The organism is Kocuria oceani (assembly GCF_029524215.1).
Lineage (GTDB): Bacteria > Actinomycetota > Actinomycetes > Actinomycetales > Micrococcaceae > Kocuria > Kocuria oceani.
Genome location: NZ_JARAMH010000027.1, coordinates 14,276 through 37,088, shown reverse-complemented (window position 1 = coordinate 37,088; position 22,813 = coordinate 14,276). Strand labels below are relative to the sequence as shown.

Annotated in this window: 24 protein-coding genes and 1 pseudogene; 12 read left to right on the top strand and 13 right to left on the bottom strand. The window is 69.9% G+C overall.

Translation table 11 applies throughout. The features are described 5' to 3' along the window. Positions 1-6: 6 nt before the first annotated feature. The gene (locus PU704_RS18400; RefSeq protein WP_277552401.1) at positions 7-645 is read right to left on the bottom strand and encodes a recombinase family protein; all 639 of its coding nucleotides are present in this window, start codon (positions 643-645) and stop codon (positions 7-9) included. A gap of 373 nt (positions 646-1,018) precedes the next feature. On the opposite strand from PU704_RS18400, the gene PU704_RS18395 reads away from it, so the two are divergent. After that, positions 1,019-1,612 (top strand): recombinase family protein, encoded by a 594-nt coding sequence (locus tag PU704_RS18395; RefSeq protein WP_277552399.1) that lies wholly within the window; start codon positions 1,019-1,021, stop codon positions 1,610-1,612. 4 nt (positions 1,613-1,616) lie between these two features. Here the strand turns inward: PU704_RS18395 and PU704_RS18390 are convergent. From PU704_RS18390 to PU704_RS18375, 4 genes and pseudogenes are all read right to left on the bottom strand, one after another. After that, a pseudogene (locus PU704_RS18390) lies at positions 1,617-1,940 on the bottom strand (recombinase family protein); the annotation flags it as partial. 148 nt (positions 1,941-2,088) lie between these two features. Beyond that, on the bottom strand, positions 2,089-3,027 hold the full coding sequence (locus PU704_RS18385) for an ABC transporter substrate-binding protein (RefSeq protein WP_277552397.1): 939 nt from the start codon (positions 3,025-3,027) through the stop codon (positions 2,089-2,091). Between the two features lie 109 nt (positions 3,028-3,136). Further along, complete coding sequence (locus PU704_RS18380) at positions 3,137-3,754, bottom strand: DUF305 domain-containing protein (RefSeq protein WP_277552396.1); 618 nt, start codon at positions 3,752-3,754, stop codon at positions 3,137-3,139. Between the two features lie 140 nt (positions 3,755-3,894). Beyond that, entirely contained in the window at positions 3,895-4,653 is a 759-nt protein-coding gene (locus tag PU704_RS18375; protein ID WP_277552393.1) for a ZIP family metal transporter, read from the bottom strand. A 317-nt stretch (positions 4,654-4,970) separates the two neighbouring features. Here PU704_RS18375 and PU704_RS18370 point away from each other — a divergent pair, with 317 nt between their 5' ends. From PU704_RS18370 to PU704_RS18330, 9 genes are all read left to right on the top strand, one after another. Then, positions 4,971-5,381, top strand: coding sequence for a four-helix bundle copper-binding protein (locus PU704_RS18370; protein ID WP_277552392.1), 411 nt, complete (start codon positions 4,971-4,973; stop codon positions 5,379-5,381). 374 nt (positions 5,382-5,755) lie between these two features. Then, complete coding sequence (locus PU704_RS18365) at positions 5,756-5,974, top strand: NADH-quinone oxidoreductase subunit A (protein ID WP_277552390.1); 219 nt, start codon at positions 5,756-5,758, stop codon at positions 5,972-5,974. Continuing rightward, complete coding sequence (locus PU704_RS18360) at positions 5,965-7,221, top strand: hypothetical protein (RefSeq protein WP_277552387.1); 1,257 nt, start codon at positions 5,965-5,967, stop codon at positions 7,219-7,221. The genes PU704_RS18365 and PU704_RS18360 overlap by 10 nt, the downstream gene beginning before the upstream one ends. Beyond that, positions 7,214-8,149, top strand: coding sequence for a complex I subunit 1 family protein (locus PU704_RS18355; protein WP_277552385.1), 936 nt, complete (start codon positions 7,214-7,216; stop codon positions 8,147-8,149). Before PU704_RS18360 ends, PU704_RS18355 begins: the two co-directional genes overlap by 8 nt. 3 nt (positions 8,150-8,152) lie before the next feature. Then, positions 8,153-8,716: an NADH-quinone oxidoreductase subunit J gene (locus PU704_RS18350; protein ID WP_277552383.1), complete on the top strand. Its 564-nt coding sequence runs from the start codon at positions 8,153-8,155 to the stop codon at positions 8,714-8,716. Then, positions 8,713-9,015: an NADH-quinone oxidoreductase subunit NuoK gene (nuoK, locus tag PU704_RS18345; protein ID WP_277552381.1), complete on the top strand. Its 303-nt coding sequence runs from the start codon at positions 8,713-8,715 to the stop codon at positions 9,013-9,015. Before PU704_RS18350 ends, nuoK begins: the two co-directional genes overlap by 4 nt. Further along, positions 9,012-10,922 (top strand): NADH-quinone oxidoreductase subunit 5 family protein, encoded by a 1,911-nt coding sequence (locus PU704_RS18340; protein WP_277552379.1) that lies wholly within the window; start codon positions 9,012-9,014, stop codon positions 10,920-10,922. Before nuoK ends, PU704_RS18340 begins: the two co-directional genes overlap by 4 nt. A gap of 2 nt (positions 10,923-10,924) precedes the next feature. Further along, positions 10,925-12,415 carry a complex I subunit 4 family protein gene (locus PU704_RS18335; protein WP_277552376.1) on the top strand — a complete coding sequence of 497 codons (1,491 nt, stop codon included), beginning with the start codon at positions 10,925-10,927 and terminating at the stop codon, positions 12,413-12,415. 15 nt (positions 12,416-12,430) lie between these two features. Further along, complete coding sequence (locus PU704_RS18330; RefSeq protein WP_277552374.1) at positions 12,431-13,852, top strand: NADH-quinone oxidoreductase subunit N; 1,422 nt, start codon at positions 12,431-12,433, stop codon at positions 13,850-13,852. 56 nt (positions 13,853-13,908) lie between these two features. Here the strand turns inward: PU704_RS18330 and PU704_RS18325 are convergent, their stop codons facing one another. The 7 genes from PU704_RS18325 to PU704_RS18295 form a co-directional block, all read right to left on the bottom strand. Next, complete coding sequence (locus PU704_RS18325) at positions 13,909-14,784, bottom strand: potassium channel family protein (protein ID WP_277552372.1); 876 nt, start codon at positions 14,782-14,784, stop codon at positions 13,909-13,911. 96 nt (positions 14,785-14,880) lie between these two features. Then, positions 14,881-16,368 (bottom strand): multicopper oxidase family protein, encoded by a 1,488-nt coding sequence (locus PU704_RS18320; RefSeq protein ID WP_277552370.1) that lies wholly within the window; start codon positions 16,366-16,368, stop codon positions 14,881-14,883. Further along, positions 16,365-16,640 carry an SHOCT domain-containing protein gene (locus PU704_RS18315; protein ID WP_277552368.1) on the bottom strand — a complete coding sequence of 92 codons (276 nt, stop codon included), beginning with the start codon at positions 16,638-16,640 and terminating at the stop codon, positions 16,365-16,367. The genes PU704_RS18320 and PU704_RS18315 overlap by 4 nt, the downstream gene beginning before the upstream one ends. 79 nt (positions 16,641-16,719) lie before the next feature. Continuing rightward, positions 16,720-17,391, bottom strand: coding sequence for a DUF305 domain-containing protein (locus PU704_RS18310; protein ID WP_277552366.1), 672 nt, complete (start codon positions 17,389-17,391; stop codon positions 16,720-16,722). 163 nt (positions 17,392-17,554) lie between these two features. After that, positions 17,555-17,884 (bottom strand): heavy-metal-associated domain-containing protein, encoded by a 330-nt coding sequence (locus tag PU704_RS18305; protein ID WP_277552364.1) that lies wholly within the window; start codon positions 17,882-17,884, stop codon positions 17,555-17,557. Positions 17,885-17,977: 93 nt separating this feature from the next. Continuing rightward, the gene (locus tag PU704_RS18300; protein WP_277552362.1) at positions 17,978-19,123 is read right to left on the bottom strand and encodes a sensor histidine kinase; all 1,146 of its coding nucleotides are present in this window, start codon (positions 19,121-19,123) and stop codon (positions 17,978-17,980) included. Continuing rightward, positions 19,120-19,821 carry a response regulator transcription factor gene (locus PU704_RS18295; RefSeq protein WP_277552360.1) on the bottom strand — a complete coding sequence of 234 codons (702 nt, stop codon included), beginning with the start codon at positions 19,819-19,821 and terminating at the stop codon, positions 19,120-19,122. Before PU704_RS18295 ends, PU704_RS18300 begins: the two co-directional genes overlap by 4 nt. A gap of 159 nt (positions 19,822-19,980) precedes the next feature. On the opposite strand from PU704_RS18295, the gene PU704_RS18290 reads away from it, so the two are divergent. Beyond that, positions 19,981-20,865 (top strand): F510_1955 family glycosylhydrolase, encoded by an 885-nt coding sequence (locus PU704_RS18290; RefSeq protein WP_277552358.1) that lies wholly within the window; start codon positions 19,981-19,983, stop codon positions 20,863-20,865. Between the two features lie 189 nt (positions 20,866-21,054). Here the strand turns inward: PU704_RS18290 and PU704_RS18285 are convergent, their stop codons facing one another. Continuing rightward, positions 21,055-21,213, bottom strand: a complete 159-nt coding sequence (locus tag PU704_RS18285) for a zinc transporter permease (RefSeq protein ID WP_277552356.1) — start codon at positions 21,211-21,213, stop codon at positions 21,055-21,057. A gap of 455 nt (positions 21,214-21,668) precedes the next feature. Between PU704_RS18285 and gnd the strand changes: the two genes are divergently transcribed. After that, positions 21,669-22,607: a phosphogluconate dehydrogenase (NAD(+)-dependent, decarboxylating) gene (gnd, locus tag PU704_RS18280; RefSeq protein ID WP_277552354.1), complete on the top strand. Its 939-nt coding sequence runs from the start codon at positions 21,669-21,671 to the stop codon at positions 22,605-22,607. Positions 22,608-22,813: the final 206 nt, after the last annotated feature.

Below are 22,813 nucleotides of genomic sequence, written 5' to 3'. Positions count from 1 at the left end.
CGGGGATCAGTCCACCGGACCGCGGTCGGGCTCGGGTTCGGCGGCGGTGACCGGTCCGGCCGTCACCGGCTCCGGCGGTCGGGGCGGGAGGTGGCGGTAGAGGCTGGTGCGGGTGATCCCGGTCTTGGCCACGATCTCGGCCATCGTGTGCCCGCTCTCGCGCAGATGCGCCGCGTAGGCCAGCTTGTCCGGGTCCACCACCGAGGGCCGCCCGATCCGCCGGCCCTTCGCCGCGGCCACCGACCGGGCATGAGCAGCGCGCTCGAGCGTGTACGTGCGTTCCATCTGCCCGAACAACGCCAGCAGCACCACCGCCAGCTGAGCCATCGGATCATTCGGGTTGGTGGAGTCCACCTTGATCGGATCCGCCAGGTTGCGCACCCCCACTCCCCGCTCGGCGAGGTCATGGATCAGGTTCAGGGTGTCGCGCACGGTGCGCCCGAGCCGGTCCAGGGTGTGCACCACGATCACGTCGCCCTCCCGGGCGTAGGCCAGGGCCGCGGTCAGCCCGGGACGCTCCGTGGTGGCCCCGGACTTCTTGTCCACATAAATCCGCTCCGGCGCGATCCCGCCCTGCCGGAGGGCATCGATCTGTCGATCGAGGTCCTGTTTGGCCGTCGAGACCCGCGCATAGCCCAATTCCATGCAGCCAGCGTACCGGAAGTCGACTCCGTACGGCTTAAACGAGACAACATTATGGGTCTAGCTTTTGGGACTTCAATCGCTATCCATAGTCCACAAGGAGGGATCTCGTCGCCGAGTGTCCCAGTACCTAGGAAGTGGGACGGGCACCACGGCCGGGTCAAACCCTTGATCACCCGGAACTCGGCCGGCCCGACGACTCCGATCAGGCCGCAGGACCTCGATGCCGCCATTTAGCTCCGCAAGACCACCGCCACTTATCGCTGCAGTTCACACCCGCATGATTCCGCGGTTCTGGGTGTCTTGCAGCTATGTGCTTTATCGGTACTCTTAGAATCGGACACTCAACGTTGGTTGCGAGACAGATGAGGTAGACATGGGGAAGCTGATCGGGTACGCGCGAGTGTCGACGCGGCAGCAGGACGCAGACCGCCAAGTGTCTGACCTGCTGGCTGCTGGGGTGCGGCGCGATGATCTCTATGTCGACCATGGAGTGTCCGGAACCCGTGCCTCCCGCCCGCAGTTCGACAAAGCAGTGGAGTCGCTCGAGGACGGCGACACCCTGGTGATCACGACGTTGGACCGGTTGGGGCGGTCGACGCAGAACATGCTGACTTTCGCCGAAGCATTGCGGAGCAGGGGAGCGGGTTTGCGGGTGCTGAACCTGGGCGGGGGAGACGTGGACACCCACACCCCGATGGGATCGATGGTCTTCACCGTGATGGCCGCCCTGGCCCAGATGGAACTGGAGATTAAACGCGAACGGGTCACGGACTCGGTGGCCAAGCGCCGGGCCGCCGGCAAGGACCTCGGCGGGCGCCGCCCGACCTTCACCGACTCTCAGATCCGGGCCGCCGTCCGGCTGATTGATGCGGGGGAGCCGGCCACCCAGGTGGCCCGTGACCTTGGGATGTCGAGGGCGACCCTGTACCGGCGGATCCGGGAGTTGCCGCAGGCAACGGCCATCTGAAGACTCAGTGGGTGGTCTTGGCGCTCTCCCGTTGGATGGTGCGGTAGACCGTGGAGCGGGTCACTCCGAACAGCTCCGCCAGCTCGGCCTGCGTGAACCCGCCCTGGGCATGCAGTCCCATCCGGTGGCGCCGCTGCAGCGTTGAGAGCTTCGGTTGCTTGCCGCGCAGCTGGCCCTTGGCCCGGGCGATGGCCATGCCCTCGCGGGTGCGCATCCGGATCAGATCGGATTCGACCTCCGCGACCATGCTCAGCACGTTGAACAGCAACCGGCCCACCGGATCCGTCGGGTCGTACTGACTACCACCCAGTGAGAGCACCACACCCTTCCCTTGCGGGCCACATGCACCCTGTGCTTGAGACTTGGTCGGCTGTAGCCGCCGGTACTCCTCAATGGATCGACATTTCGTGAATTGAATAGGTCTATGCGTTGGTGCTGGCCTGCGTGTCAGCTTCTGGTGTGCCTGGCGGCCGTGCTCAGTAGCCGTTGGCGGAGAGCCACTCCTGGGCCGCGTCGGCCGGGCTGATCGGCTGGTCGCCGCTGACCTTGCGGTTCAGGTCGATGAGGTCCTCGGTGGTGAGCTTGCCGGAGAGCTCGTTCAGGGCGTCCACGGCTTCCTGGGGCAGCCGGTCGGCCGCAGCCAGCGGGAGGACCTGCTGGGCGATGAAGTTGTTCTCCGGGTCCTCCAGCACCACGAGGTCGTTGTCGGCGATCGCCGGTGTCGTGGTGAAGATGTCGGCGACGTCCACGTCACCGTTGAGCAGGGCCTCGACGGTGAGGGGCCCTCCGCCGTCGTTGATCGGCTCGAACGACTGCGGCACGCAGCCGTAGTTCTCCTCGAGGCCGTCCAGGCCGTAGGCGCGCTCGGCGAACTCGGGCGGACCGGCGATGACCAGCTGGTCGCAGACCTGCGCCATGTCGGAGATGCTCGTGAGGCCGTACTGCTCCGCGGTCTCGGGCGTGACGACCATCGCGTCCTTGTTCTGCGCCTCGGAGGGCTCCAGCACGGTGAGCCCCTCGGGGAGGGCGCCCGGCAGGGCGTCCATGATCTCCTCGGCGGAGCTCGCGGTGGCCTCGGGGTCGGTGAAGAGCAGGAGGTTGCCCGAGTAGTCCGGGACGACGTCCACGGACCCGTCCTGGACGGCCCCGACGTACGCCTCGCGGGCCCCGATCCCCAGGGACGTCTCCGTCTGGACCCCGGCGGACTCGAGGGCGCCGGCGTAGAGCTCGGCCACGATCTCGCTCTCGGGGAAGTCGGCGGAGCCCACGGTCACGGTCTCCGAGGACCCCGCGGAGGTCTCCTCGCCCCCGGCGAGCGGATCGCCGCCGGAGCCGCAGGCCGTCAGCCCCAGCAGCAGGGCGGCGCCCAGGGCCGGCCCGGCGGCGCGGCGGAGGGAAGCGGGAGCAGTGGTCATGGGGAGTCTCCTGTTCATTGGGTGGGGCATGCAGGTGTCGTGAGCCCAAAGGGAAGGGGAGTATGGCGACATCGACGTGGGCCGGGAACCGTGAGGGTGTGGGTCTGCGTCACTGCCCCGGGCAGTCACGCTTCGCGGAGGCCTGGTAGTCGGGCACCGGCCGGGCTTGGGCCTCTTCGGTGGTGGTGGCCGGCCCGTTGCGTTCGATGTCGGCGATCAGCCAGTCCATCTCATCGATCTCCCGTCGTTGAGCCTCGCTGATCTCCACTGCCAGTTGGCACACCCGCACATCGGCCAGTTCGGCCCGTTCGGAGCGGGTGATGGCCAGGGAGTGGTGCGGGATCATCGAACTCATGTACGCGGGGTCCTGCACCGTGGTCTGGCTGCGGTCCAAAAACGCCCCACCGCCCAGCAGCAGCAGGCCGACTGCCACCACGGCCACGTTGGCCTTGGTGTTCTTGTACATGTTCAGCATCCAGGCGAGCATGACCAGGACCATGGTTCCCCCCATGGTCAGGGCCATGAACAGCCGGCTCTCGCTCCACCGTACGTGGCTCCACTCCCAGGAGCCGACGAACATGGTCGCGTACATCACCACCATGGCAGTGAGGATCATCGCTGCGAAGCGCCAGTACATCTTCAGGCCCCCGTGGGACTGATGCTTGCTCTGTTGATCGCCCTCGTGCTGGTGGTGCTCGTGGTTCTGGTCGTTTCGTGTGCTGGGCACGGAACTCCTCCGTTCTGCCGGTGCGGGGCCGGGCACGGCAGCGTGGCGCCGCCGACCATGACATACACCCGACAGTAAACTGTTGGTTCCTTGTGCCTGAGCTGGATGCTGTGAAGATTCAGTGAAGAAGCGCGCACCGGTCAGGCCCCCAGGTAGACGGAGATCGTGGCGAACAGGGCGAAGCCGCCGGTGAGCAGGATCGGGCCCCACACGCTGGTTTCACCCTCGTGGGCTTCGGTGAGCATCTCCTCGACCACCACGCTGGTCAGCGCCCCGCCGGTGACCGCCAGCACCGATAAGGTCAGTAGCTCGGGCGCCTGACGCAGCGCAAAATACCCCAAGGCCGCACCGAGCAAGATCGGCAGAGCGAAACTCGCAGACATCAGAATCCGGGCGCGACGGGCGATGCCGCTCCGGCGCAGGGTGGCGATGGCTGCAAACCCTTCCGGCACATCGGCCGGGACCTGACCCAGGGCCAGCAGCAGGCCCAGGGAGGGATTGAGGATCGTGGCGGTGCCGATCATCACCCCGTCGCTGAACAGGTCCAGGGACACCCCGGTGAAGATCGCCAACGGTCCGTCGCTCTCCTCACCGGCCTCAAGGCGTCGGCGGATGGAGCCAATGACCCGTTCAATACCCATGAAGAACGCCCCACCGCCGACGAAGGCGAGGATCGGCACCCACGGGGCCGACCCCGCCAGGGCCTCGGGCATCAGCTCGAGGCCGACAACTGCCATCACGATGCCCGCGGCCAGGTGCAGGGCCAGGGACAAAGTGCGTTCGGAGACGTGGACCATCTCCGCTGCCAGCCCGCCTGCGAAATTCCCGGCCGCCGGCAGAGCCGCCAGGGCCAGCACCAACGCAAAACCCTCCACGGGCACCCCCCGGGTTTCGGTCATCAATGGTCAAGCCAGCCGGGTTGGTCCCGGTGACAGGGCAGGCCCGGACGTCCGGACAGTTTGGCAGACAGGAATCAGGATTTCACGGGCACGGTGGTGGCCGATCTTCGCGGTGGCGTACGGATCGGTGCCTCGGCGCAGCCGCTGCCCTCTTTGAAGATTCCGTGAAGATCTGCTCCAGCTACCGGGAAATGAGCCGCTCACCGTTCAGCCGCTGACGCGGTAAGGCTACTGTCGGATTTATGGCGGACCGCCGGGCTCGCCGGCACCAGATCGACGTACCGCAACAACGGCAGTATGAGAGAAGGAGCGAAACCATGACCCATCATGTGAGCGCGATGCTCGAGACCTACCCCAAGGACCTGGGGCACATCGACCAGCAGAAGCTGGCCGAGTGCATCGAGGCCTGTTTCGAGTGCGCCCAGACCTGTACCGCCTGTGCCGACGCGTGCCTGTCCGAGGACTCGGTCGCGGAGCTGACCAAGTGCATCCGGACCAACCTGGACTGCGCAGATATCTGCGCCACTACCGGCAACGTACTCTCCCGGCACACCGGCTACGACGCCAACCTCACCCGCTCCGTGCTGGAGGCCTGCCAGCAGGCCTGCAAGGCCTGCGGGGACACCTGCGCCGAACACGCGGAGATGCACGAGCACTGCAAGGTCTGTGCTGAAGCGTGCCGCCGCTGCGAGCAGGCCTGCGCGGACTTGATCAGCTCCCTGGGCTGAGTCCTCCGCATACTTCCTTCGGGGAACGAACTGGGGGAGGGCCCGCTCTAAGCAGGAAGGGCCTTCCCCCGGCGGGCCCATGGTGGGGACAACGGAGCCCTGCCGGGAGCCCAGTGTCGGCCGCCGCACGAGAAGATCCCAACCGATGCCTGGGGGAACCGCGCCGCGGACCCCCACACCCAAGGGCCGGCTCGGCCGTCCACCGCAGAGTTCCCGCTCGTGCCGACCGCTGGAAAGGACGAACCGCTGTGTACTCCGGGATCGTGGCCATGGCGTTGGTGGCGATGTTCGTCGTGATGTCCTTCTACACCCTCCACCGTGTCACCAGCGTGATGGTTCACCCCCTGACAGCCTTACCGGCCCAATCGGGATGGATGCCCCAGGAACACGCGCTGTCCCGGTTCCACGCACGCTGGTATCTCGCCTCGATCGTGTTCCTGGCCTTCGACGTGGAGATGCTGTTCATGTACCCCTGGGCGGTGGTGGTGATCGAAAAGGGCATCTCCGCGGTGGTGGAGATGTTCCTGTTCCTTGGCGCCCTGCTCGTCGCCGTGGCCTGGGCCTGGCGAGAAGGAGCTTTCCGATGGGCCTGAGCGACGTCCTCGCCCGGCTCGCGGTCCGAGCCGCCCAAGTCCTCGTCGTCGAGGTCCCGGGGCACTGGGCCACCCGCATGGAACTCGAGCGGCAGTTGCTCCACCGCGGGTGGCGACCTGCGTGGACACCAGCGGACGCGGACATGCTCGCGGTGTGCGGTGTCCCCGGCCCCGAGCTCTCGGAACTCGTGGACCGGCTCTGGGAGCAGATGCCCGGTCCCCGCGTCCGCGCCGACATCGGCTCGCCCACAGCCGTGGATGCCGCGCTCGAGAACGCCGTAGCGCTGCTGCTCGACACCCCGCATCACCGGGCGGACGCCCAGGAGCGGGCGCAGGAACCGCAGATCCCCGACCACGCGGATCATGGGGGTCACGGGGGCATGGACCACGGCGAGATGGACCACGGCGAGATGGACCACGGCGAGATGGACCACGGCGAGATGGACCACGGCGAGATGGACCACGGCGAGATGGACCACGGCGAGATGGACCACGGCGGTCACGGCGGTCACGGTGGCATGGACATGGCCCCGGGGGGAATCCCTCTGGCCGAGGGCGGGGAGGACCGTGACGGGCTGGAGATGGACGTGCTCCGCCTTCCGCTCGGTCCGGTCCTGCCGTTCTGGCCGGCCGGGCTCGTGCTGCGCTGCTCCCTGCAGGGGGACGTCGTGGTGGAGGCCGAGGCTTCCGTGGTCGACGGCCGGAACGACACCCAGGACGACGGCGAGGACGACGGCGCCGCAGCTGCCGGGCCGCGCCCCGGTCCCGCGCCTGCTGCGGTGGTGGCGTGCGACCAGGTCGTGGCGCTGCTGGCCCTGGCCGGTGCCGAGGACGCAGCGGCGTGTGCCCGGCACACCCGGGACGCCCTCCTGCACGGCGATCAGGGCGCCGCCCGGGACGCCGCCGAGCGGCTGCACCGGACGGTCCGGCGGTCGCGGCTGCTCCGCTGGTCGCTGCGGGGCGTGCTCCCGCTCGACACGCCCGCCCTGGAGCGCCACGGGTTGCCGCGGCACTGCCTCGGGGACGCCCACGAGCGGCTGCTGGCCCGGGTGGAACGGATCCGGGCCGAGGCCTATGGCGCGGAGCCGGCCGCAGTGACGCAACCGGCCCGGACGAACGACGGCGCGGTGCCGTGGGCGGTGCTGCCGGATCTGGTGACCGGACTGGAGCTGGCCTCCGTGCGGCTGGCCGTGGCGAGCCTGGACCTCGAGCCGCACCCTGCCGTCCAGGCGGTGGGGCATGGCTGAGAGCGTGGTGACGACCGTCCCCGGCAGCTGGGCCGTGCTGGCGGGGATCCTCCTGTGCGGCCTGGCCTTCTTCGCCGTGGCCCTGGACGCGGCCCTCTCGGCGAGGGCGCAGGGCGCCGGCGGCGGGTGGGGCGCGCCGCTGAGCCGTACGGCGCGGCTGCTGCGGCAGCGGCGCCGGACCACCGTGGCCGCGGACACCCTGCTGTGGCGGGTCGGTGGCGCGGGCATGCTGGTCGGGGCGTTCCTGATGGTGGCGGTGCTCCCGCTGGGCCGGTGGACGCTGACCGATCTCGATGTCGGCGTCGTGTGGTTCAACGCCGTGGACGTGATGGTCTGGGCGCTGGTCTGGCTGGCCGGCTGGGGGGCGAACTCCGTGCACGGGTTGGTGGGCGGCTACCGGTTCCTGGCCCACGGGCTGGCCTACGAGCTGCCGCTGATGTTCGCGCTGGTGGCCCCGGCGATCGCGGCCGGCAGTCTGGCCGTGGGGGAGGTAGCGGCCGCGCAGGAGGCGGTGTGGTTCGTGGTGTGGATGCCGGTGGCGTTCCTCGTCTTCCTGATCGGCGTGACGGGCTTTTCCGTGTGGGGCCCGTTCGCCCCGGCACTGGCCGCAGACATCAGCGGCGGGGTGCTGGCAGAACTCTCCGGCGTCGACCGCCTCGTCCTCCAGGCCGGGCGTTACCTGTTCCTGAGCGCCGGTGCGGCGTTCTCGGTGCCGCTGTTCCTGGGGGGAGGTTCCGGGCCGGTACTGCCCGACTGGGCGTGGGTACTGGTGAAGACCGTGGCCGTGCTGGCGGTGCTGGTGTGGTTGCGCCGGAAGGTCCCACTGCTGCGCCCGGACCGGTTCACGGAGCTCGGGTGGATGGTCCTGCTCCCGGCCACGGTGCTCCAGGACCTGGTCGTGTCCCTCGTCGTCGTCTGGAAGGGCTGAACCGTGCTGATCGCAATCGTGTTCTGGGTGCTCGCCGTGGTGGCCGTCGCGGCCGGGGTGGCCGTGTTCGTGGTGGACTCCATGGCCCGGGCCACCTATGCCCTGGCGCTGTCCTTCATCGCCGTGGGGGTGCAGATCCTGTTGCTGGGCCAGAGCTACCTGGGAATCATCACGATCCTCATGATGGTGATGGAGATGGCGGTGATGGCCGTCTACATGGTGATGTTCATGGGCATGAACCCCGCACTGATGCCCATGGACATGACCCACGGGAAGAAGACCGCCATCGGCGCCGCAGCTGGGGCCTTCGTGCTGCTGGCCGCCGGCGCCCTGCTCGTGCCGTGGCCGCAGCGCCGCGGGTCCGCACCGGAGGACCTCACTTACATGCTGGGCCTGGAGATCATGGGCGAGAAGATGCTGGTCATGGCCGTGATGGGACCGGTCATGGTCGCCACCATCGTGGCCGGGGTGGTCCTGGCCGCCCACCGCACCCGCTACGACCGGCTCGGTGACGATCTGCGCCGCCGCCCGGCGGAGGACCCCCAACCGGGAGGTGTGGGCCGATGACCCTGGAAGCCGTACTCGTCGTGGCCGCCGCGCTGTTCGCCGTGGGGCTCTACGGGGCCCTGTCCCAGCAGGTGGTGGTGATGGTGATGATGGGCCTGGAACTGATGATCAACGCGGTGCTGCTGGCCGCTGCCGGGTTCTGGTGGTTCCTCGCCCCGGACCCCTCCGGACAGGTGCTGCTGCTGGTGGTCCTGGCGGCCATGACCGTGGAGATGGCCATGGGCTTCGCCGTGGCCACCCTGCTGCACCGCAGACGGCAGACCGACATGACCGACATGGCCGAGGAGCTGTCCCGATGACCGGGGCCCAGGCCGCGCTGCTGGCCATGGTCGTGCTCCCCGCAACTGTGGGCGCGGTGCTCGCCCTCACCCGGGTGGAGCGGGCCGCGGCCCCCGTCGCGGTCCTGGCCGCCGGGTTGACGACGGTGCTGGCCGTCGTCGTCGCCCTGGCGCGGCCCGCCGTGGCGTACCCGTTCGTGGCGGGAGCCGACTTCGCCCTGGAGGTCGACGCCCTGGCAGCCCTGACCGCGCCGATGGTCGCGGTGGTGACCTTCCTGGTGCTGATTTTCGCGGCCTGCACCATCCGGGCGTCACCGGCCCGCTTCCACGGGCTGATGCTGATCTTCGCCGCGGCCGCGCTGACTACGGCCACGGCGGCCAGCCTGCCGGCGCTGCTGTTCGCCTGGGAGCTGATGGGCGCGACCTCCTACGCCCTGATCGGGTTCTGGTGGCGGGACACCGATCGCGTCTCGGCCGGGCTCACGGCCTTCGTCACGACCCGCACCGCGGATCTGGGGCTCTACGTCGCCGCCGGCGCTGCCCTGGTCGGCGGGGCGGGGATGACCTTGGCCGATCTGCCGGTGGCCGGGGACCCGTGGCGCCACGTGGCCGCGGCCGGGATCCTGGTGGCAGCACTGGGGAAGGCAGCGCAGCTGCCGTTCTCGTTCTGGCTGTCGGGGGCCATGAAAGGCCCGAGCCCGGTGAGCGCGCTGCTGCACTCGGCGGCGATGGTGGCCATGGGCGGGTACCTGCTGCTGCGTGTGGAGCCGCTGCTGGCCTCCACCGGGTGGGCCGGTGCGGTGGCCGCGTGGATCGGGATGGTCACCGCGGTGCTGATGGGCGTTGTGGCGCTGGCCCAGCGGGAGCTCAAGCAGCTGCTGGCCGCCTCCACGGTCGCCCAGCTGGGCTTCGTCGTCACCGCCGCCGGGGTCGGTGCGGTCAGCGGTGGGGCGGCCCACCTGGTGGCCCACGCCTCGACCAAAGCCCTGCTGTTCCTAGCCGCCGGAGCGTGGTTGACCGCGCTGGGCACCGAGGAGCTCACCGCATTGCGCGGAGTGGCCCGCCGATGGCGGGTCGTGGGTGTGGCCGCGACCGTGGGGGCGCTGGCCCTGGCCGGGATCGCCCCGCTGTCGCTGTGGGCGACCAAGGACGCGGTGCTCGCCGCCGCCCTGGAGACCTCCCCGTGGCTCTACGCCGCCGGATTGGTGGCGGCGGGGCTGTCGGCGGCCTACGCGGGCAAGGCCGTGTGGACGATCTGGCGCCGCGGGGCCCACGCGCAGCTCCAGGAGGGCGGCACCGGGGAAGTGGGGCTGTTGGAACAGGCCCCGCTGGTCGTGCTCGCCGCCGGTGCGGCCGTGCTCGGGGTCCTGGCCCTGCCCCCCGTCAGTCGGACCCTCGCCGAGGCTCTGGGCGGGCACGGTGAGGTGGCCCCGCTCGAGCTGGTCGTCTCGGCCGCGACCGCGGCCGCCGTGGTGCTGCTGATGCTGCATCTGCGCGCCCCCGAGCCGGGATGGGCCACCGGGTGGCTGGGCCTGGAGGCCGCCGCGCACGCCGTCGTCGTGCGCCCCGCGCTAGGTCTGGCGCACGCCCTGGCCCGGTTCGACGACCTCATCCTGGACCGCGCGGTGACCGCGGCGGCCGGAGCCGTCCCGGCGCTGGCCTGGGCTGCCGCCCGCACCGACGACCGGGTCCTCGACGCCGGGGTCGAGGCCACAGCGCACGCCGCCGACGCGGCCGGCCGGTGTGCGGCCCGCCTCGACGACACGGTCGTGGACGGCGCCGTGGAGGGCTTCGCCGGCCGGGTCCGCCGGCTCGGGCAGCTGGCCCGGGCCCCGCAGACCGGGGCCGTGCACCAGTACTTCCTCCAGGCCGTCGCGGTGCTCGCCGTCGGCGTCGTGGCCTGGTCCGTCTACGCCGTGATGGGATGAGCATGCTGAGTTCGATCGTCTTCCTGCCCCTGGTCGCCGCCGCCGCCCTGGCCGTGATCCCCTCGATCGGGCCTGCCGTCGCACGATGGGCGTGGGTGGTGGTGTCCGTCGTGGAGCTGGTGCTCGTGGGTGTGCTGTGGGCCGGTTACGAGGACCCGGGACCCAACGGGCTGGCGTTCGAGGAACAGGTGCCGTGGATCCCGGGGGTCAACAGCAGCTACCACGTGGGTGTGGACGGGCTCTCCCTACCGCTGCTGGCGATGACGGCCGTGGTGTTCCTGGCCTGTGCCGTCTACGCCGTGCGGGAAACAGATCGGCCGCGGGTGCAGGCGGCGCTGTTCCTGTTCCTGCAGGGCGTGAGCCTGGGCGTGTTCGTGGCGGCCGACCTCATTTTGTTCTTCGTGTTCTTCGACCTGTCGATCGTGGGCATGTACTTCGTGATCGCCGGGTGGGGCCACGGCAACGCGGCCCGGTCGGCGCTGAAGTTCTTCCTCTACACCTTCCTGGGCTCCCTGGCTCTGCTGCTGGGCTTCATCGGGCTCTACGTGGCGGCGGCCCCGCACACCTTCGACATCCCGGAGCTCGTCGCCACCACCCCGCTGGCGGGCGACCCACTCACCGGGGGGCTGGTGCTCGCAGCGATCCTGGTGGGCCTGGCCGTGAAGACCCCCACCATCCCGTTCCACACCTGGTTACCTCCGGCCCACACCGACGCCCCGGCGACCGGTTCGGCCGTGCTGGCCGGGGTGCTGCTGAAGATGGGCACCTACGGGTTCGTGCGCATCGCCATGCCGGTGCTGCCCGAGGCCTGGCGGGCCTGGGCCTGGGTGATCGTGGCCGTCGGCGTCGTCTCAGTGCTCTACGGGGCGTTCGTGGCCTTGGCCCAGACCGATCTCAAGCGGATGATCGCCTACACCTCCGTCAACCACATGGGCTACATCGTCCTGGCCCTAGGCGCGGTCGGGATTCTGGCTCAGGACGCCGGCCAGGCCCGGTCCGTGGCGGTCACCGGGGCGGTAGTGCAGATGGTCAGCCACGGGCTGATCACCGCCGCCCTGTTCCTGCTGGCCGGGGTGATGCAGGACCGGACCGGCACCTACGACATGGGCTCCTACGGTGGCCTGGCCGCCCCGGCCCCGCGCTACGCCGCACTTTTCGCCATCGGGGCCTTCGCCTCCCTGGGACTGCCCGGATTCTCCGGGTTCATCGCCGAGTTCCAGATCTTCGCCGGGGCCATCGCGGTCGCCCCGGTCACCGCGGTCGCCCTGCTAGGCATCCTGGTCACCGCCGCCCTGTTCCTACGGGCCCTGCAACGGGTCTTCACCGGCCCCGCGGCCGGACACACCCCCGGGTTCGCCGACCTCCATCCGCGGGAGCTGTGGTCGGTGGGTCCGTTGCTGGGCCTGTCCCTGCTCATCGGTGTGCTGCCCCGGGTGCTGCTCGAGGTGATCGAGCCGGCCGCCACGGCCCTCGTGAGCCTGGTCGGGCGGTAGCCGGTGGAGGCCTCGATGCAGATGCGGCCCTTCCTGCTGCTGCCGGAGATCATCGTCTTTCTCGGAGGGCTGGTGGTGCTGCTGGGCGGGTCGTTCCTGCCCCGGAACCGCCAGTGGATCTCCCGTGCCATCGCCGCACTGGCCCTGGTGGGCGCCGCCGGCGCGGCCGTGGCAGCGATGATGGGGCCGGCGCAGGCGGCATTCAGCGGCACCTACGCCGTGGACACCGCCACCGGTGCCGCCCGGGTGATCGCCGCTTTGACCACCCTGCTGGTCCTGAGCGTGGCCTCCGGGGAGATCGCCGGGTCCCCGCGCGAGTCCGACACCTACGCGCTGCTGCTCCTGGCCACCACCGGGGTGATGGTGCTGGCCGGGGCCACCGACCTGCTCGTGCTGATCGTGGGGTTCCTGCTGGCCAGCATCCCCCTGTACGGGATCATCGGGCTGACCGGCGGCCGCTCCGGGGCCGAGGCGGCGATGAAGACCTACCTCATGGGGGCGCTGTCCGGGATCCTGCTCATGGCCGGGGTCACCGTGCTCTACGCCCTGGCCGGCGGCACCGACTACGCCCTGCTCCAGCAGACACTGCCGGCCGCTCCGGCTGCGGCCGTGGGAGCGGGTGTGCTGGGGGTGCTGTCCGGGCTGCTCTTCAAGGCCGGTGGGGTGCCCTTCCACTTCTGGGTGCCCGACGCCGCACAGGGCACCGGGGCCACCGCCGCCACGTTTCTGACCACGGTCCCGAAGGTGGGGGCGCTGGTGGCCGTGTACCGGCTCGTGGCCACGGTCTCTACCGGAAACGACTCGTGGTTGCTGGTGGCGGCGCTGCTGGCCACCGCTTCGATGGTCCTGGGCAACCTCGCCGCCTACTGGCAGTCCGACCCGCGGCGGCTGCTGGGCTGGTCCACGGTGGCCCAGGTCGGGTTCCTGCTGGTGCCCGTGGCCGCGGCCGGGCGCAGCGAGCTGGCTCTGCCCTCGCTGCTGTTCTACCTCGCCGCCTACGCGCTCACCAACGTCGCCGCCTTCGCCGTCACCGCCGCCCTGCCCCAGCTCCGGGAGCTGGCCGGCTACCGGGGCCTGGCCCGCACCCGTCCCGGCCTGGGACTGGCGCTGCTCGTGGCACTGCTAGGGCTGGTGGGCACACCACCGCTGGCCGTGTTCGTCGGCAAGCTCACCACCGCCACCGCCGCCTGGGACGGCGGGCACGGCTGGCTGGCCCTGGTGGTAGTGCTCAACAGCATGCTCAGCCTCTTCTACTACCTGCGCTGGTTCGCCCCCGTCTTCGCCCGCCCCGCCCAAGACGCCATGGAATTCCCCGAACGCGGCGGTCCGGCCGCCTGGCCGGCCGCCACTGCCGGACTCGCCGCCGTGGCGAGCCTGGGCATCGGCGTCCTAGCCGGGGTCCTGTGGGCGGTCCTCGACGGCCCCCTGGCCATGTAGGTGTAGCGACCCCGCGCCCCTGGACCGCCCGTGCGGGACCGCTGAGTCGGTGCAGCTCAGGCCCGGGTGTTCTGGCCGTGCTCGGCCGCATAGGCGGCGAAGACCTCACCGGGGTGCTCCCCGGTGCCCACGAAGTCGTCCTTGATCTCGGCCCCCAGCTGGTCCAGCGCCGAGGACAGCCGCTGGGCGCTCAGCCGCACCACCGACTCCTCGCAGGCCACGGCCGCATCGCGCAACCGCAGCGCATACGGCAACTGCCGTGCCAGGGACAAGTCGGGATTGCTCTCCTGGAAGTAGAAGCCCTCGGTGTGCTGGGTGAAGTCCACGGATATCTTCGTGAGATCTGCCTGTAGGGAATCCAGGACCCGGGAGGCGATGGCCGACTCGACCTCCCCGACCGTTTCGGCGTAGTCGGCGTCGGCCAGGCCCTTGAGTTCCAGGGCCAGCGCCCGGCGCCGCATCAGGGGAGGATAGATCTGCGTGAACCACGTCAGCGCCGCGGTGAGCAGCGCGAACCCGGTCAAGGCCTCGAACGGGGAAGCGACCCGAATCCACGGGTCGGTGGCTACCACGTCCCCGTAGCCCAGCGTCGACAGCGTCACCACGGAGACGTAGACGGCCTCGACCGCATCCGGGTAGGCGGCCGCCTCGATGCCGGAGGAGTACATGAACCCGCCCGGGACGTGCGGATAGTAGATCAGCGCCCACCCCGCTGCTTGCAGCACCACCCAGAGGAGCACCACGGCCACCATCGCCGCCGGCCCCACCGCTGATCCGGCCCGGTGACCGGTGACCTTCGAAACCCTCCACACCGCGGAGAGCACCAGTCGGCTCAGACGTCCCTGACCGCTGGGGTGCAGCAAGGTGTGGAACATATCCTCCAACCCCACGACAATCACGACGATCCCCAGGATCGTCAGCACCACGCCCATTCGTGACCTCCCTTGACCGTTCTCAGCCTGCGGGCCCCGCGCAGCGACAGACGGCGCCGAATGATGACGGGCTACCCGCCCCTGGGCCCTGGCATTTCATCGGGCCTCGATGGTGCCCATCATGCCGAGGTCCTCGTGGTCGAGGATGTGGCAGTGGTAGACGGTGCGGCCGCCGAAGTCGTCGAAGGCCACCCGGACCGTCACCTCCCCGAAGGCCGGGATGTTGACCACGTCCTGCCACCTCGGGGCGGAGACGTCACGGCCCTCCTCGGACACGACCTGCATGGGCCACACGTGCAGGTGCATCGGGTGGTCCATGGGACTGGAGTTGGTCAGGGTCCACTCCTCCACGGTGCCCACCCGGACCCGCTGGTCGGTGCGCTCGGCATCGAACTCCCTGTCGTCGATCGTGAAGGACATCATCGACCCGGGACCGCGCATGCTGCCCATCATCCCGCCCATGCCTCCCATGCCCATGGCGAAGTCCAGGGTGCGCCGGGCCGCGACCGGCTCCTCGCGCAGGTCCCGCAGCGCCGGACCCGGGGGCACGGGGGCGGCATCCGCGGCCCGGTCCCCGGCGACCTCGAGGGTGAGCAGCTCGATCGGCTCGTCGTTGCCGGGGCCGTCCCCCGGCATGGCCCCGCCCATCATGCCGTCCATGCTCCCGCGGTCCACGGGGGCGGCCACCAGGCTGGAGGTGCCCTCACGGGTGTCCACCAGCAGCTCCACCCGGTTGCCCGGGGCCAGCGTCACCTCGGTGACCGCCCGCGGTGCGGGCAGGCGACCGACGTCACGGCCGGACAGCCGCACGGTCTGCCCGTCCAGGGTCAGGCGCAGGTACCGGGACGGGCAGGCGTTGACGACCCGCCACAGCTCCCGCTCCCCCGGTGTTGCGGTGGCCTGAGGACGCACCTGGCCGTTGACCAGCACGGTCTCGCCCTCCCGGCCCATCATCTGCTCCGGCGGGGAGACCTCGGCCAGGTTCCCGGAGGCGTCCAGGGTGATGTCGGAGACCACCAGCACCCGGTCACGGGCCACCGGGACGGGATCGGGGTCCTCGACGACGATCGCCCCGTAGAGCCCCGCGGCGATCTGGTCGGCCACGTGGCCGTGGTGGTGCGGGTGGTACCAGTAGGTGCCCGGCGGGTGGTCGTCCGGCAGGACGTACTCGTAGTCGAAGGACTCCCCCGGGGCGATGCTCACGAACGGGTTGTCCCCGTGGCCCTCCGGGGAGACGTGCAGCCCGTGGACGTGCAGGTTGGTGGGGGCCTCCAGCCCGTTGGTCATCGCCACCCGGATCGTGTCCCCGGGGCGGACCCGCAGGGTGGGTCCGGGCAGCGAGCCGTTGAACGCCTGCACCTTCGCCTCCCGCGCCCCGATCCGCACCCGGGCGGGGGCGGCCTCCAGGGCCAGGTCCAGGGCCCCGTCCCGGCTGGAGAGCACCTCGGGCTGGACCAGCTCCCGGCCACCACCGAAGGACTCGCCGCCGCCGCTGGTCCACCACAGCCCGGACCCGCCCACGGCCGCGGCGCCGGCCCCGGCCGCGCCCAGGGCCAGCAGCTGCCGGCGGGTCAGCGGGCTCACCGCTCGCCCTCCTCCAGGGTCCGCAGTCGCTCCCGGTACTCCTCGGTGCTGATCTCCCCGCGGGCGTAGCGCTCCTCGAGAATCTCCCGGGACCGGCGCGGGCCCGCGCCGGTCGGCGGCGGCGCGGTCCCGCCCTGGCGGGTCCCGCCGCCCGAACCGCCGGTGAACGCCTTTACCAGCACCACTACCAGCACCACCGTGCCCAGGATCAGCAGGAGCCAGAAGATCCACATCCAGCCCATGCCTCCTCCCATGCCGTCGCCCCACATCATCACGGTCCTCCTGCGTCGATCGGTTGATTGCTGTGCACCGGCCGCCGCACGAGGGCGGCGACGCCGGGCGCCGGGACGGTCAGGACTCCGCCGGCAGTTCCTGGAGCATCCGGTCCATCTCGGCGATCTCGGCCTCCTGGGCGGCCACGACGTCCTCGGCCAGCTCGATCGCCTCGGGATTGGCGCCGTCGGTGGCCTGCTGTCGGGCCATGTCGATCGCGCCCTCGTGATGGACGGTCATCTGCTCCAGGTAGAGTCGGGCGGCCTCGGTGCCCTGGGCACTCTCGAGCCGGTCCAGATCCTCCTCGCCGATCATCCCGTCGGAGCCGCCGTCCATGGAGCCGTGGTCCATGCCTTCCATGCCGCCGGGCTCGGCCGTGGCAGAGGCGTCCCAGGCCTGCAGCATCCGGTCCATCTGCTCGATCTCCGGGCCTTGGGCGGCGATCACGCCTTCGGCCAGCTGACGGACCTCCTCGGGAATGCTCTGCTTGGCCAGCAGGGTCTGGCTCATCGCCACGGCCTGTTCGTGGTGCACGCGCATCGCTCGGGCGAACATCAGGTCCTGGTCGTTGTGCTCGGCCGAGATCCCGGCCCCGGAGGGGGAGGCCGACGTGGCACTGGCGGTTGCGGTTGCTGTGGAGGTGGCCGCTCCCGAGACTCCGCTGGTGCTCTCGTCTCCGGTCGTGCCGCAGCCGGCCAGAACCAGGGCGGAGGCCAGGGCGAGGGGCGCGAGGGTGGTGGAACGTATCACAGGGGTGTCCTTCTCTGGGGGGGGCGGTTGGGTTGGTCGGGGGTCGATGTGGTCTTTGCCGTGGCCGGTGTGGGCCTGCTTCGGGGCGGCCTTGGTGCTGGAGGGTGCTCGTGATGTGCCTTTTTGCGCAGACTCTGGCGGGCTGGGACGGTGGTCGGTTTCCTCAGTCGGTGGCGAGGGTGTATCCGGCTTCTTCCACTGCGACTCGGACCTCCTCCGTGCTCAGTGGGTGTTCGGCGGTGACCGTGACAGCGGAGGTTCCACCGGCCACCAGGTCGATGTGCACCTCGCGCACACCCTCGAGGGCGGTGAGCTCTTCTGTGACGCTGCTGGCGCAGTGCCCACAGGTCATCCCCTCCACCTGGTAGGCCGCCGTTGATCCGGCCGAGGCTGTCCCAGCCGCAGCAGTGGCGTGATCAGTGGCCGGGGCGGGAGCGCAGCAGGCGCAGCCGGTGGAGGCCATCGGCAACGGGGAGTGGGTCGGGTCGGTCATCTCAAACTCCTTCGATCGGTTCGGGTGGTAGGACCGGGCACATCCTTACCAGCACAGGTATATACCCCCCATGGGTATCCTGCAAGGATGGGGTCATGCGGCGGCCCTGGCTTCGCGGGTGCGGTGCCGGGTGGGGCGGGGCAGCTCCACGGTGAAGACCGACCCGGCCCCGGGGCCGGGGGAGGTGGCACTCAGCGTCCCGCCGTGGGCCTCGACGAGGGCCCGGGAGATGGTCAGCCCGATCCCGGAGCCGCCGTGGTCGCGGTCCCGGGCGGTGTCTCCGCGCCAGAAGCGCTCGAAGACCTGGGACAGGTGCTCGGCGGGAATGCCGTCGCCGGTGTCGGCCACCACCAGGGCGAGCCTCTGCGGGCCGCGGGCGGTAGCGCGCACGGTGACCGTGCCACCGGGTGGGGTGTGGCGCAGGGCGTTGGTGAGGAGGTTGCCCAGCACCTGGCCCATCCGCTGCCGATCGATCTCCACGACCCCGGCGGGCTCGCCGACGTCGAGGACCAGGTGCACGCCCTTGGCGGCGTAGGCCTTCCGGTGGGCCTCGACGGTTGTGTGGAGCAGGTCTTCGACAGGTTGTGGGGCGCGGTCCAACTCGATCCGGCCCTCCTCGGCCCGGGAGACGTCGTGGATGTCCTCGACCAGCCGGATCAGGCGCGCCAGCTGGTCGGTCATCAGCGCCCCGGTAACATCGTCCCAGTGCGTCACCCCGTCCTGGAGGGCTTCGCAGTAGACGGATAGCACCGAGATCGGGGTGCGCATCTCATGCGCCAGGTCCGAGAGCATCCGCCGGCGGGTGTCCTCGGTGCGCTGGAGCCGGGTGGCCATGGTGTTGAACGAAGCCGCCACCGCGTCCACCTCGGCCCCGGCCCCCAGGGCCGGGACCCGGGTGTCATAGCGCCCACGAGCCATGCCCTGGGCCGCCCGGGTGAGGGCGATCAAAGGACGTTGGAGGCGGCGGGTGAAGAACCAGGTCACCGCCGCCGCGCACACCGCGGCGGTACCCAGGGCCACCCCCAGGATGATCAGGTTGGTGTCACGATAGGCCTGCTCCACATGGAACAGCTCCGGGGAGTTCTCCGCGTGCCCGGCCATGATCAGGTGCTCATGGAAGATCGGGGGCCCGGCCAAGGAGGCGACGACCACGGCGGCGAGGATGCTAGCGGCCACCACGATGGCCTGGGCCAGGAAGAACCGGGAAGCCAACCCCCGGCTGCGCCGCTGGCCGCTCACCGGGTCACCATCCGGTAGCCCACCCCGCGCACGGTGTCGATGAAGGTGGCCTGGTCCTCGCCGAGCTTCCGGCGCAAGTGACCGATGTGCACATCCACGATCCGTTCATCACCCACCCAGGCCGGGTCCCACACGGTGTCGATGAGCTGGCGACGGGTGAGGGCTTGTTGCGGGCGGGCGGTGAGTGCGGCCAGCAGGTCGAACTCGGTGCGGGTCAAGGCCACCGGCTCACCGCCCACCCGTGCCTCGTGGGCGGTGAGGTCAACGGTTAGCTCCCCGAACACCCGGGCCGGCTCCACCGCGGTCACGGTGGTGCGCGGCCGGCGCAGCACCGCGGCCACCCGGGCGACGAGCTCGCGCACGCTGAAGGGCTTGGTGATGTAGTCATCGGCCCCGGTGGCCAGTCCGGACAGCTTGTCGTCTTCGTCCCCGCGGGCGGTGAGCATCAACACATAGCACTCGGAAAAACCTCGGATCCTGCGGCACACCTCGATCCCGTCCAACCCGGGTAACCCCAGGTCCAATACCACCACGTCCGGGGCCTGGGCGCGGGCAGTCTCCACCGCCTCAGGCCCGGTATGGGCGGTGGCCACGTCATAGCCGGCGCGGGTGAGATAGGTGGCGATCATCTGGGCCAGGGGCTTCTCGTCGTCGACCACCAGCACCCGCCCGGCTACCGCATCGATGCCAGGATTCATGCCTTCAGTGTCTCCCTCGACCCCAGACGCACCGGCGCTGATGGCTGGTTCGAGCGGGAATCTTCGCTAAACCTTCAAGGAAAACGCCACAGGCACCCCTTTCGGACGATCGACAATGGTGGGTGGTCCTCGCGAGATGGTGCGAGGCGGAAAGGACCCATGAATCCCCTCACCCGCAGAACCCTGGTCCTCGGCGGCCTCGGCGGCCTCGGCCTGTTCGGCACCGGCGCCCTGGCGGCCTGTACGTCCCCGGCACAGGCCCCGACACCGACCGCAGCGGGCAGCGCTGGCACGGCGATCACCCACGTGCACGCGATCACCCGCGACACGGTGACCGGGGGTGGGGTAGGGGCAGGGACGATCCTGCTGGCCACCCATGAGGGCCTGTTCCACCTGCAGGACGGGGAACTGACCCAGGTGGGTCCGGTCGTGGACCTGATGGGATTCACCGTCACGCCCGAGGGCCGCTATCTGGCCTCCGGTCACCCTGGACCCGGCACCGGCCTGCCCGAGCCGGTCGGGTTGATCGAATCCACCGATCAGGGCGAGACCTGGCAGGTGCTCTCCCGGGGCGGAGAATCGGACTTCCACGCCCTGGCCGCCGGCCCGACCGGGGTGCTCGGCTTCGACGGCCAACTGCGCGTCAGCTCCAACGGCCGCACCTGGGACACCATCGAGATCCCCTCCGCCCCGGCCGCCCTGGCGACCAACCCGAGCGCAGGCATCATCCTGGCCACCACCCAGGACGGGGTCCTGCGCTCCGCCGACAACGGGGCCACCTGGGAGACCCTGGACACCCCGCAGCTGATGTCCCTGATCGCCTGGGCCGACGAGGAGACCATCATCGGGGCGGGAATCGACGGTCACCTGCTGACCAGCACAGATGCCGGGGAGACCTGGACCTCCAGCGACCAGCCGATCGGGGAGATCACCGCCCTGGGTGCAAGCACCACCGCCGACGGTGAGATCGAGGCTCTAATGGTGGCCGACAGCACCGTTCTGCGGACCACCGACGGCGGGAACACCACCGAACAGCTGCTCTGACCCGGTTCGCACCCACCCGCTTGTGGGCGGGTGTCCCTGCCGGGTTCTCGTCCCAAGTGGTCGCACAGCACGCCCGTTGATGTGCGCGCCCCGAGCAGGGCGGCAAGGACTATCCCTCAACCGTTGGTCGGTGCAGAGCAAGAGGTCCCTGCCGAGAGCAGGGACCTCTTGAAGGATGCCGGGGGCAGGCTACGCGCATTCGTCGTAGTGGTCCTCGTGCTCCGAATGCCGGTGACCGTCGTGGAGATAGTCCACATGATCACCGTGCTCCACGGTCTCGTGCCCACAATGCTCACCGTGGGTGTGCTCCGCCTTGGTGTGCTCGGCCTGCTTGTCATGAACAGCCATGATGATCCCCCTTGGTCAAACGAGCCCAGAACAGGCCCGCTGTTCCAGTGGAGCACCGGCATCAGCCTCTGGCAATGCCTCTGCGGGACCACTAGGGCGAAAATCCACCCGACCCAAGTGCACGGCTCTGCGCAGACCTCCCGTACCTTCAGCTGATCGATCAATCGCACTTTCAGCGCTGACCTAGCAACTGCTGATGGACCCGTGGACACCGATTGCACCAGTGCTCGGCGCACCCTTTACGTATGGCCCGGCTACCGGACAATGCCCGCAGGGGCGACCTCGCGGTGGGAGGAGCAGAGCGCCGAGGCCGCTCTATTGCCCACCGCATCACCACGGCATGATGAGACAGAAAGGACTGTTCAGTTGATCGGGGTGGTGATCCCCGAAACAGCGACGGGCGTGCAACAGCCAGTGATCGACAGCAGCGGGCGAGACGAAGGGTAGGGGCCACCATGCAGATGGGACTGGTAGGACTGGGCAAGATGGGCGGGAACATGCGCGAACGCCTGCGCGAGGCCGGGCACACCATCATCGGCTACGACACCAACCCGGAGCTCTCCGACGCCGAGGACTTGGCCGCGATGGTGGCCCAGATCGACCGGGAGCCCCAGGTCGTGTGGGTGATGGTCCCGGACCGGGTGGTGGACCCGGTGATTGAGGAACTGTCCGGGCTGCTGGGGGAGGGTGACGTCATCATCGACGGCGGCAACTCCCGCTGGATCCACGACAGCCCCCGGGCGAAGAAGCTGGCCGAGAAGGGCATCGAGTACCTCGACTGTGGGGTCTCCGGCGGGGTGTGGGGCATCACCCAGGGTTACGCCCTGATGGTCGGCGGGGACGAGACGACCGTGGCGAAGGTCCAGCCGATCTTCGACTCTCTCAAGCCCGCTGGGGAGTTCGGGTTCGTGCACGCCGGGGAGCACGGTGCCGGCCACTTCGCGAAGATGGTCCACAACGGCATCGAGTACGCCATCATGCAGGCCTACGCCGAGGGCTGGGAGCTGCTCGAGGCCGCCGGTCATGTCACGTCGGTGCGGGAGACCTTCAACTCCTGGCGTGAGGGCTCGGTCATCAAGTCCTGGTTGCTCGATCTGGCGGTCAACGCTCTGAACGAGGACGAGCACCTCGATCGGTTGGCCGGTTACGCCGAGGACTCCGGGGAGGGTCGGTGGACCGTGGAAGCCGCCCTGGATCTGGCGGTACCGGTTCCGGCCATCTCCAACGCTCTGTTCGCCCGCTTCGCCTCTCGCCAGGACGAGGGCCCGGCGATGAAGATGATCGCGGCGATGCGCCAGCAGTTCGGTGGCCATGCCGTCAAGGACGCCGCGGCCGGGCCCGAGCATGTCGAGGCTGGCCCCGGTGAGGACCCGGCCCACCCCGCCGAGCAGTAGAGCCGCGCCATCCACCCCGGCGGAGACCGGGAACACAGTGCGCGGCCGGCACCAGGCTGCCAGCGGAATCGCTGTAGGGCCTCCAGAAGCTGACGGTTCCGTCCACCCGCCGGACCTCCCACTACTGCACCAACACCGACACGGCTCGGGACGGCCGCACCGGTCGGTGACGTGGACGAGGAAAGTTCCCTCGTCGCGAATCAGAA

What these genes read in the sequence shown, in the direction of transcription:
- PU704_RS18400 (WP_277552401.1), bottom strand. Translation starts at nt 645, where the DNA reads ATGGAATTGGGCTATGCGCGGGTCTCGACGGCCAAACAGGACCTCGAT.
- PU704_RS18395 (WP_277552399.1), top strand. Translation starts at nt 1,019, where the DNA reads ATGGGGAAGCTGATCGGGTACGCGCGAGTGTCGACGCGGCAGCAGGAC.
- PU704_RS18385 (WP_277552397.1), bottom strand. Translation starts at nt 3,027, where the DNA reads ATGACCACTGCTCCCGCTTCCCTCCGCCGCGCCGCCGGGCCGGCCCTG.
- PU704_RS18375 (WP_277552393.1), bottom strand. Translation starts at nt 4,653, where the DNA reads ATGACCGAAACCCGGGGGGTGCCCGTGGAGGGTTTTGCGTTGGTGCTG.
- PU704_RS18370 (WP_277552392.1), top strand. Translation starts at nt 4,971, where the DNA reads ATGACCCATCATGTGAGCGCGATGCTCGAGACCTACCCCAAGGACCTG.
- PU704_RS18365 (WP_277552390.1), top strand. Translation starts at nt 5,756, where the DNA reads ATGCCCCAGGAACACGCGCTGTCCCGGTTCCACGCACGCTGGTATCTC.
- PU704_RS18360 (WP_277552387.1), top strand. Translation starts at nt 5,965, where the DNA reads ATGGGCCTGAGCGACGTCCTCGCCCGGCTCGCGGTCCGAGCCGCCCAA.
- PU704_RS18355 (WP_277552385.1), top strand. Translation starts at nt 7,214, where the DNA reads ATGGCTGAGAGCGTGGTGACGACCGTCCCCGGCAGCTGGGCCGTGCTG.
- nuoK (WP_277552381.1), top strand. Translation starts at nt 8,713, where the DNA reads ATGACCCTGGAAGCCGTACTCGTCGTGGCCGCCGCGCTGTTCGCCGTG.
- PU704_RS18340 (WP_277552379.1), top strand. Translation starts at nt 9,012, where the DNA reads ATGACCGGGGCCCAGGCCGCGCTGCTGGCCATGGTCGTGCTCCCCGCA.
- PU704_RS18335 (WP_277552376.1), top strand. Translation starts at nt 10,925, where the DNA reads ATGCTGAGTTCGATCGTCTTCCTGCCCCTGGTCGCCGCCGCCGCCCTG.
- PU704_RS18330 (WP_277552374.1), top strand. Translation starts at nt 12,431, where the DNA reads ATGCAGATGCGGCCCTTCCTGCTGCTGCCGGAGATCATCGTCTTTCTC.
- PU704_RS18325 (WP_277552372.1), bottom strand. Translation starts at nt 14,784, where the DNA reads ATGGGCGTGGTGCTGACGATCCTGGGGATCGTCGTGATTGTCGTGGGG.
- PU704_RS18315 (WP_277552368.1), bottom strand. Translation starts at nt 16,640, where the DNA reads ATGATGTGGGGCGACGGCATGGGAGGAGGCATGGGCTGGATGTGGATC.
- PU704_RS18305 (WP_277552364.1), bottom strand. Translation starts at nt 17,884, where the DNA reads ATGACCGACCCGACCCACTCCCCGTTGCCGATGGCCTCCACCGGCTGC.
- PU704_RS18295 (WP_277552360.1), bottom strand. Translation starts at nt 19,821, where the DNA reads ATGAATCCTGGCATCGATGCGGTAGCCGGGCGGGTGCTGGTGGTCGAC.
- PU704_RS18290 (WP_277552358.1), top strand. Translation starts at nt 19,981, where the DNA reads ATGAATCCCCTCACCCGCAGAACCCTGGTCCTCGGCGGCCTCGGCGGC.
- PU704_RS18285 (WP_277552356.1), bottom strand. Translation starts at nt 21,213, where the DNA reads ATGGCTGTTCATGACAAGCAGGCCGAGCACACCAAGGCGGAGCACACC.
- gnd (WP_277552354.1), top strand. Translation starts at nt 21,669, where the DNA reads ATGCAGATGGGACTGGTAGGACTGGGCAAGATGGGCGGGAACATGCGC.